The sequence below is a fragment of the Pseudomonas sp. SBT1-2 genome (assembly GCF_028640875.1).
Classification (GTDB): domain Bacteria; phylum Pseudomonadota; class Gammaproteobacteria; order Pseudomonadales; family Pseudomonadaceae; genus Aquipseudomonas; species Aquipseudomonas chlororaphis_I.
The window spans coordinates 77,408-84,647 of record NZ_JAQZAA010000018.1; the positions used below are offsets into that span (position 1 = coordinate 77,408).

General features: G+C 63.9%; 8 protein-coding genes. 6 read left to right on the top strand and 2 right to left on the bottom strand.

Going from position 1 to position 7,240, the window contains the following annotated elements; translation table 11 throughout:
* Positions 1–6 precede the first annotated feature (6 nt).
* The 3 genes from PVZ78_RS01860 to PVZ78_RS01870 all read left to right on the top strand — a co-directional run bounded on the left by PVZ78_RS01860 (position 7) and on the right by PVZ78_RS01870 (position 2,762).
* Positions 7–684: a response regulator transcription factor gene (locus PVZ78_RS01860; RefSeq protein WP_009047656.1), complete on the top strand. Its 678-nt coding sequence runs from the start codon at positions 7–9 to the stop codon at positions 682–684.
* A gap of 233 nt (positions 685–917) precedes the next feature.
* Entirely contained in the window at positions 918–1,355 is a 438-nt protein-coding gene (locus PVZ78_RS01865) for a Spy/CpxP family protein refolding chaperone (protein WP_016702278.1), read from the top strand.
* A 66-nt stretch (positions 1,356–1,421) separates the two neighbouring features.
* Positions 1,422–2,762: a sensor histidine kinase gene (locus PVZ78_RS01870; protein ID WP_041987069.1), complete on the top strand. Its 1,341-nt coding sequence runs from the start codon at positions 1,422–1,424 to the stop codon at positions 2,760–2,762.
* Between the two features lie 137 nt (positions 2,763–2,899).
* On the opposite strand, the gene PVZ78_RS01875 is transcribed toward PVZ78_RS01870, so the two are convergent.
* Entirely contained in the window at positions 2,900–3,466 is a 567-nt protein-coding gene (locus tag PVZ78_RS01875; RefSeq protein WP_009047653.1) for a nitroreductase family protein, read from the bottom strand.
* Between the two features lie 120 nt (positions 3,467–3,586).
* Here PVZ78_RS01875 and PVZ78_RS01880 point away from each other — a divergent pair, with 120 nt between their 5' ends.
* Positions 3,587–5,041 (top strand): TrkH family potassium uptake protein, encoded by a 1,455-nt coding sequence (locus PVZ78_RS01880; protein ID WP_009047652.1) that lies wholly within the window; start codon positions 3,587–3,589, stop codon positions 5,039–5,041.
* Here the strand turns inward: PVZ78_RS01880 and PVZ78_RS01885 are convergent.
* On the bottom strand, positions 4,998–6,059 hold the full coding sequence (locus PVZ78_RS01885; RefSeq protein ID WP_009047651.1) for an AraC family transcriptional regulator: 1,062 nt from the start codon (positions 6,057–6,059) through the stop codon (positions 4,998–5,000). The genes PVZ78_RS01880 and PVZ78_RS01885 overlap by 44 nt on opposite strands.
* 162 nt (positions 6,060–6,221) lie before the next feature.
* Between PVZ78_RS01885 and PVZ78_RS01890 the strand changes: the two genes are divergently transcribed.
* Positions 6,222–6,533 carry a DUF962 domain-containing protein gene (locus tag PVZ78_RS01890; protein WP_007929744.1) on the top strand — a complete coding sequence of 104 codons (312 nt, stop codon included), beginning with the start codon at positions 6,222–6,224 and terminating at the stop codon, positions 6,531–6,533.
* 98 nt (positions 6,534–6,631) lie between these two features.
* Entirely contained in the window at positions 6,632–7,222 is a 591-nt protein-coding gene (locus PVZ78_RS01895) for an HD domain-containing protein (protein WP_009047650.1), read from the top strand.
* The last annotated feature ends 18 nt before the right edge of the window (positions 7,223–7,240 follow it).

The following is a 7,240-nucleotide window of genomic DNA, read 5'->3' on the forward strand; positions in this document are numbered from 1 at the left end:
TGATTCATGAGCGAGCTGTTACTGATTGACGATGACCAGGAGCTCTGCGAACTCCTGACCAGTTGGCTGGGCCAGGAAGGTTTTCAGGTACGGGCCTGCCACGATGGCCTGAGCGCCCGGCGCGCCCTGGCCGACCACGCTCCGGCGGCGGTGGTGCTGGACGTGATGCTGCCCGACGGCAGCGGCCTGGAACTGCTCAAGCAGTTGCGCAACGACCACCCGGACTTGCCGGTGCTGATGCTTTCGGCCCGCGGCGAGCCCCTGGACCGCATCCTCGGCCTGGAACTGGGCGCCGACGACTACCTGGCCAAACCCTGCGATCCGCGTGAACTGACCGCCCGCCTGCGCGCCGTGCTGCGCCGCAGCCACCCGACCGCGGTGTCCAGCCAGATGGAGCTGGGCGACCTGTGTTTCAGCCCGGTACGCGGCGTGGTCAGCATCGACGAACAGGACATCACCCTCACCGTTTCCGAAAGCCGCCTGCTGGAAGCCTTGCTCAAGCAACCGGGCGAACCGCTGGACAAGCAGGAGCTGGCGCAGATCGCCCTGGGCCGCAAGCTGACCCTGTACGACCGCAGCCTGGACATGCACGTCAGCAACCTGCGCAAGAAGATCGGCCCGCACCCCGATGGCCGCCCGCGCATCGTCGCCCTGCGCAGCCGTGGCTACTACTACAGCCTCTGAACAGATTCCTGATCCTTGTAGCCGCTGCCGCAGGCCCTCCTGCATTCGCAAGGTCCCTGCGACCGTACCGGTCGTTCGCAGCCTCGCAGGCTCGGCAGCGGCTACAGGGGTTATGTCAGTTTCGCCAAAAACGTCTTTACCCAAGCTTTACCCTCCGCTGACCGCCGCTGACCTTGATCTCCGTAATCTACACACATCCGGAACTGACCGGGAATGAGACAAGGAGATACACCATGCGCAAGACCCTGATCGCTCTGATGTTCGCCGCCGCCCTGCCGACCGTGGCCATGGCCATGCCGGAAGGCGCAGGTCCCATGGGTCCGATGGATGGCCCGCGCCACAGCGAACACATGCGCGGCAAAGGCCCCTACAGTCAGCTGGACCTGAGCCACGAACAGCGCCAGCAGATTCGCAAGCTGATGGGTGAGCAGATGCACGAGCGCAAGCAGCTAGTGCAGAAGTACCTGGAAAAACTGTCGCCGGCCGACCAGAAGGCCATGAAGGACGAGATCGCCGCCAAGCGCCAGAAAACCGAAGCGGATATCCGCGCCCTGCTCAAGCCGGAACAACAGAAAGAGTTTGACGCCATCCAGAAGAAACACGCCGAGCGCCGCGCCGAATGGGCCGAATTCAAGGCCTGGAAAGCGCAACAGCCGCAAAAAGCGCAATAATGCTCTAGCGCTTATCCCATAGCCCAGTGGCGCCCCCACTGGGCTTTCCTTGTTTGAGGACTTCCCGTGCGTTCATTGTTCTGGCGCATCCTCGCCAGCTTCTGGCTGGCCATCACCCTGGTTGCAGGGCTGTCGATTCTGCTTGGCCATATGCTGAACCAGGATGCCTGGATCCTCAGTCGCCATCCGGGCCTCAATACCCTGGCCGAGGAGTGGACGCGCACCTACGAAGAACAGGGCGAAGACGCCGCCCAGGAGATCCTCGAGCAGCGCAAGCACCAGTACCACGTCAACGTACAGGTGCTGAACGAAGCTGGCGACCCGGTGGTCCGCGGCACCTTCCCGCGCCGCGCGGCGGCCCTCGAGGCCCGGCAGAACAACGATGACCGGCGCCTGCCCTGGCGGCGCCTGACCGCCGAATACACCAGCCCGAAAACCGGCGACACCTACCTGCTGATCTATCGCATTCCCCACCCGGAACTGGACGCCTGGCACCGCGACAGCCTGCTGTGGCCGCTGAGCGCCCTGACCATCGCGCTGGTGGTGCTGACCCTGTTCAGCCTGCTGGTGACCCTGTCCATCACCCGCCCCCTCAGCCGTTTGCGCGGTGCGGTGCATGACCTAGGGCAAACCACTTACCAACAGAACAGCCTGGCTCGCCTGGCCGCCCGCCGCGACGAATTCGGCGTGCTGGCCAAGGACTTCAACCGCATGGGTTCGCGCCTGCAAAGCCTGATCGGCAGCCAGCGCCAGCTGCTGCGCGATGTCTCCCATGAGCTGCGCTCGCCGCTGGCGCGCCTGCGCATCGCCCTGGCGCTGGCCGAACGCGCCACGGCCGAGGAACGCGAGCGCCTGTGGCCGCGCCTGACCCGTGAGTGCGATCGCCTGGAAGCACTGATCAGCGAAATCCTGGTGCTGGCCCGGGTCGATGCCGACAACGCCAGCGCCGAAGAGGTGGACCTCAATGCCCTGCTCGACAACCTGCTGAAAGATGCCCAACTGGCCTGTCCGGAACAGCCGGTGAAGATCCAGGCCGAATCACCGCTCAGCCTCAAGGGCTGGCCGACCATGATCGAACGGGCGCTGGACAATCTGCTGCGCAATGCCCAGCGCTTCAACCCGGCCGGACAGCCGATCGAAGTGCGGGCATTACGTCAGGGAGACCGAATTGTGCTCAGCGTGCGCGATCACGGCCCCGGGGTGGAAGCCGAACATTTGCGTCAGTTGGGCGAACCCTTCTACCGCGCCCCGGGCCAGACCGCGCCGGGTCACGGACTGGGCCTGGCCATCGCCCGGCGCGCCGCGGAACGCCACGGCGGCAGCCTGACCCTGGACAATCATCCCCAGGGCGGCTTTATCGCCAGCCTGGAGTTGCCGTTGGTGCCTGACGTTACTGCCCAGGCCTGAGAAGCTTCGCGGGCAAGTCGGATCGCCGCCCGCTCGCTCCTGCAGACTCGCGTCGTTCACCTATCTGGCGAACGGCACTAACTTGTAGGAGCGAGGCTTGCCCGCGATTAGCTATCCGCGACACTGCAACTCTAGGATCAGGCCTTGCCTGACCAGGCACTGACGAACTCCGCCGTATCCACCTTGGGCGCGACCCGTGGCTCGTTCAGCGGCGTGCCCAGGTACAGGAAGGCGATGATTTCTTCACCGTCGCCCAGGCCGAGCCCCTTGGCCACATGGGGCGAATAGGACAGCTCGCCGGTACGCCACACCGCACCGATCCCCTGGGCGTAGGCCGCCAGCAGGATGCCGTGGGCAGCACAGCCGGCCGCCAGCCGCTGCTCCGATTTCGGCACCTTGACGTGCTCCTGCAAGCGGGCCACTACAACCACCACCAACGGCGCGCGCAGCGGCATGGCACGGGCCTTGTCCAGGGCCGCCTGGGTCACTTCGCCACCCTGCAATTGCACCGCTTCCACCAGCAGCTCGCCCAACTGTTCACGGGCCGCGCCTTCCACCGTCAGAAAGCGCCAAGGCCGCAACTGGCCGTGATCCGGGGCGCGCAATGCCGCCGCGAACAGCGCTTCGCGTTGCGCCGCCGTCGGCGCCGGGTCCACCAGACGCGGTACGGAAACACGGTTGAGCAATGCGTCGAGAGCCTCCATCGGCCACCTCCTGAAAAAAATGTCCGGCCATTCTACCGATAAGTGCCTTCCGGGTGCCGGTTTACATGCTCTGCGCCGCAGGTAGAATGGCGCCCTCCTTATCAGCCCCGAGCGGACCTCATGGCGTTGCCGACCCTACGGATCATTGGTTTCATCATCGGCATTTTCCTGATCACCCTGGCCATCGCCATGGTCATTCCGATGGCGACGCTGGTGCTGTTCGAGCGCACCGGCGACCTGCCGTCGTTCCTCTGGGCCAGCATGATCACCTTCATCGCCGGCCTGGCCCTGGTGATACCCGGGCGCCCGGAGCATGTGCACCTGCGTCCGCGGGACATGTACCTGCTGACGGTGTCCAGCTGGCTGGTGGTGTGCATCTTCGCCGCCCTGCCGTTTTTGCTGACCCAGCACATCAGCTACACCGACTCGTTCTTTGAAAGCATGTCCGGCATCACCGCCACCGGCGCCACCGTGCTCAGCGGCCTGGACACCATGTCGCCGGGCATCCTGATGTGGCGTTCCCTGCTGCACTGGCTCGGCGGCATCGGCTTCATCGGCATGGCGGTGGCGATCCTGCCGCTGCTGCGCATCGGTGGCATGCGCCTGTTCCAGACAGAGTCCTCGGACCGCTCGGAAAAGGTCATGCCGCGTTCGCACATGGTGGCGCGGCTGATCGTGGCGGCCTATGTCGGCATCACCATTCTCGGTAGCCTGGCCTTCTGGTGGGCCGGGATGAGCCTGTTCGACGCGATCAACCACGCGATGTCGGCGATTTCCACCGGCGGCTTCTCCACCTCCGACAGCTCGCTGGCGCACTGGCCGCAACCGGCGGTGCACTGGGTGGCGGTGGTGGTCATGATCCTCGGCAGCCTGCCGTTCACCCTGTACGTCGCGACCCTGCGCGGTAACCGCCGGGCGCTGATCAAGGACCAGCAGGTCCAGGGCTTGCTCGGCATGCTGCTGGTGACCTGGCTGGTGCTCGGCACCTGGTACTGGTGGACCACCCAGCTGCATTGGCTGGAAGCCCTGCGTCACGTCGCGCTGAACGTCACCTCGGTGGTCACCACCACCGGTTTCGCCCTGGGCGACTACAGCCTGTGGGGCAACTTCTCGCTGATGCTGTTCTTTTACCTGGGCTTCGTCGGCGGCTGTTCCGGCTCGACCGCCGGCGGGATCAAGATTTTCCGCTTCCAGGTCGCCTACATCCTGCTCAAGGCCAACTTGAACCAGCTGATCCACCCGCGCGCGGTAATCAAGCAGAAGTACAACGGTCACCGCCTCGACGAGGAAATCGTCCGTTCGATCCTGACCTTCTCGTTCTTCTTCGCCATCACCATCTGCGTGATCGCCCTGGCGCTGTCGCTGCTGGGTGTGGACTGGATGACCGCGCTGACCGGTGCGGCCAGTACGGTGTCGGGGGTCGGCCCGGGCCTGGGCGAAACCATCGGCCCGGCCGGTAACTTCGCCACCCTGCCGGACGCCGCCAAGTGGATTCTGTCGCTGGGCATGCTGCTCGGCCGGCTGGAGATCATCACCGTATTCGTGTTGTGTATTCCGGCATTCTGGCGTCACTGATCAAGACCGAGGACTCCTGCAATCGCGCCCGGTATTCGCCGGGCGTGGCATCGAACCAGCGACGGAAAGCGCGGAAAAAGTTGCTCGGGTCGGCAAACCCCAACAGATAGGCAATCTCCAGCAGGGTCATGCTCGGCTGCGCCAGGTACTGCTCGGCCAGCTCACGACGGGTGTCGTCGAGCAGGGTCTGGAAACTGGTGCCCTCCTCCTGCAGACGCCGTTGCAGGGTGCGCTGGGACAGGTGCAGGGTCTGGGCCACGGCTTCGCGTTTCGGCTCCCCCTGGGGCAACAACCGGCACAGCGCCTGGCGCGCCTTGTGCGTCACCCGGCTTTCGGAGAACCGCGCCAGATATTCACCGGCAAAACGGTCATGCAGCAGCGCCATGGCTTCATTGGCGGTCGGCAATGGCGCTTCCAGATCGGCACGCTCGAAAATCAACGCATCGTAAGGCGCGTTGAACACCAGCGGTGCATGAAACGCCTGCTTGTAGGGCTCCAGATCGACCGGCACCGCCCCCTGCATCAGTACCTGACGCGGCTGCAGCGTCCGCCCGGTCAACCAGCCACACAGCGCCAGCGCACAGGCCAGAGAGGCTTCGGCACTTTGCCGGGTCGGCGGCAGGTGATCGCCGTGCACCGTCAGAATCAGCGCATAACCTTCAGGTAAAAGCCGGAAACTCAGATCAGCGCTTTCCGCGATGATCCGCTGGTAGCGCACCAGGCGCTGGAACCCCTCGGCCAGGGTACGGCTGGACATCAGGGCATATCCGGCCACGTTGAAAGAGGCCGGGCGCACCACCTTGCCCATGTTCAGGCCGATCGCCGGGTTGCCGGACTGTTCCACCGCACGCTGCCAGAGACGCGTCATCGAGTCCTGCGGGAAACGCGCGTCCGGATCGTCCAGCGCGGCATAGTCGAGCCCGATCTGCTTGAACAATGCACGGCAATCCAGGCCGTCCATCTCCAGAGCTTTGACAATTCCCATCGCCCAGCTTGCAGAAGTCGTTCGTTCGCTCATGGTGGGTTCTTTTACATGATGAGCCGCATACCACGGCCGATTTCCCAAGGATACTAAAGTGGCGCCTATTGTCACTGGCCCCAGCCATTGATGACTCTAGACTCAAATAAGCTCCCCGCAGAGTGTCCCGCTGACAGAACAACAACCACAGAGATCGCAGTCGTGGATAACATCAAGCAATTCAACAGCTTCGCCGAGTTCTATCCCTATTACCTGAGCGAACACAGCAACAGCACCTGCCGCCGCCTGCACTTCGTGGGCACGACCCTGGTGATCTTCATCCTCGCCTTCGCCATCGGCAAAGGCGCCTGGCTGTTGCTGCTGGCCCTGCCGGTGGCCGGCTACAGCTTCGCCTGGGTCGGTCATTTCTTCTTCGAGAAGAACCGCCCGGCCACCTTCCAGCATCCGCTCTACAGCCTTCTGGGCGATTTCGTCATGTACCGCGACATGCTGACCGGCAAGGTGCCGTTCTAGGCCTGGCCGGACAGCAAGCCGTCCCGCGCAGCCAGTGCAGGATTGGATCCAAGGCATAGACTCCAATCATTGCGCAAAAAACAACAAGAGGATTGCCGATGAACGCTCACGCCCGTTTCACCCACATGAAGGATGGCACCCAGGAAGACTGGGCGATCATCGCCGCGGATTTCAGCGCCTATGCCAAGCAGTTGTCGGCGCGCATCGTGGCGCATCTGAAGCTGCTCGAGGGCGATTTTGGCGGCTTCCCGGTGGACCGCCTGACCCACTCGCTGCAAACCGCCAGCCGGGCCTGGCATGACGGCCGCGATGAGGAATACGTGGTCTGCGCCCTGCTCCACGACATCGGCGACACCCTGGGTTCCTACAATCACCCGGACATCGCCGCGGCGATCCTCAAGCCCTTCGTCAGCCCCGAGAACCTGTGGATGGTGGAGAAGCACGGGATTTTCCAGGGCTACTACTTCTTCCATCACCTGGGCATGGACCGGCACCTGCGCGAGCAATTCAAGGACCACCCGCTGTATCTGCGGACCGCCGAATTCTGTGCCAAGTACGACGCCGCGGCATTCGATCCAGAGTACGACAGTCTGCCCCTGAGCTTTTTCGAACCCATGCTCGAACGCCTGTTCGCCCAGCCGAAAAACTCGATCTACAAGGCAGCCATGCAGGAACACGCGCCGGCCTGAGGCCTGCTGCGCAGGCCA

What these genes read in the sequence shown, in the direction of transcription:
- PVZ78_RS01885 (WP_009047651.1), bottom strand. Translation starts at nt 6,059, where the DNA reads ATGAGCGAACGAACGACTTCTGCAAGCTGGGCGATGGGAATTGTCAAA.
- PVZ78_RS01875 (WP_009047653.1), bottom strand. Translation starts at nt 3,466, where the DNA reads ATGGAGGCTCTCGACGCATTGCTCAACCGTGTTTCCGTACCGCGTCTG.
- PVZ78_RS01860 (WP_009047656.1), top strand. Translation starts at nt 7, where the DNA reads ATGAGCGAGCTGTTACTGATTGACGATGACCAGGAGCTCTGCGAACTC.
- PVZ78_RS01895 (WP_009047650.1), top strand. Translation starts at nt 6,632, where the DNA reads ATGAACGCTCACGCCCGTTTCACCCACATGAAGGATGGCACCCAGGAA.
- PVZ78_RS01865 (WP_016702278.1), top strand. Translation starts at nt 918, where the DNA reads ATGCGCAAGACCCTGATCGCTCTGATGTTCGCCGCCGCCCTGCCGACC.
- PVZ78_RS01880 (WP_009047652.1), top strand. Translation starts at nt 3,587, where the DNA reads ATGGCGTTGCCGACCCTACGGATCATTGGTTTCATCATCGGCATTTTC.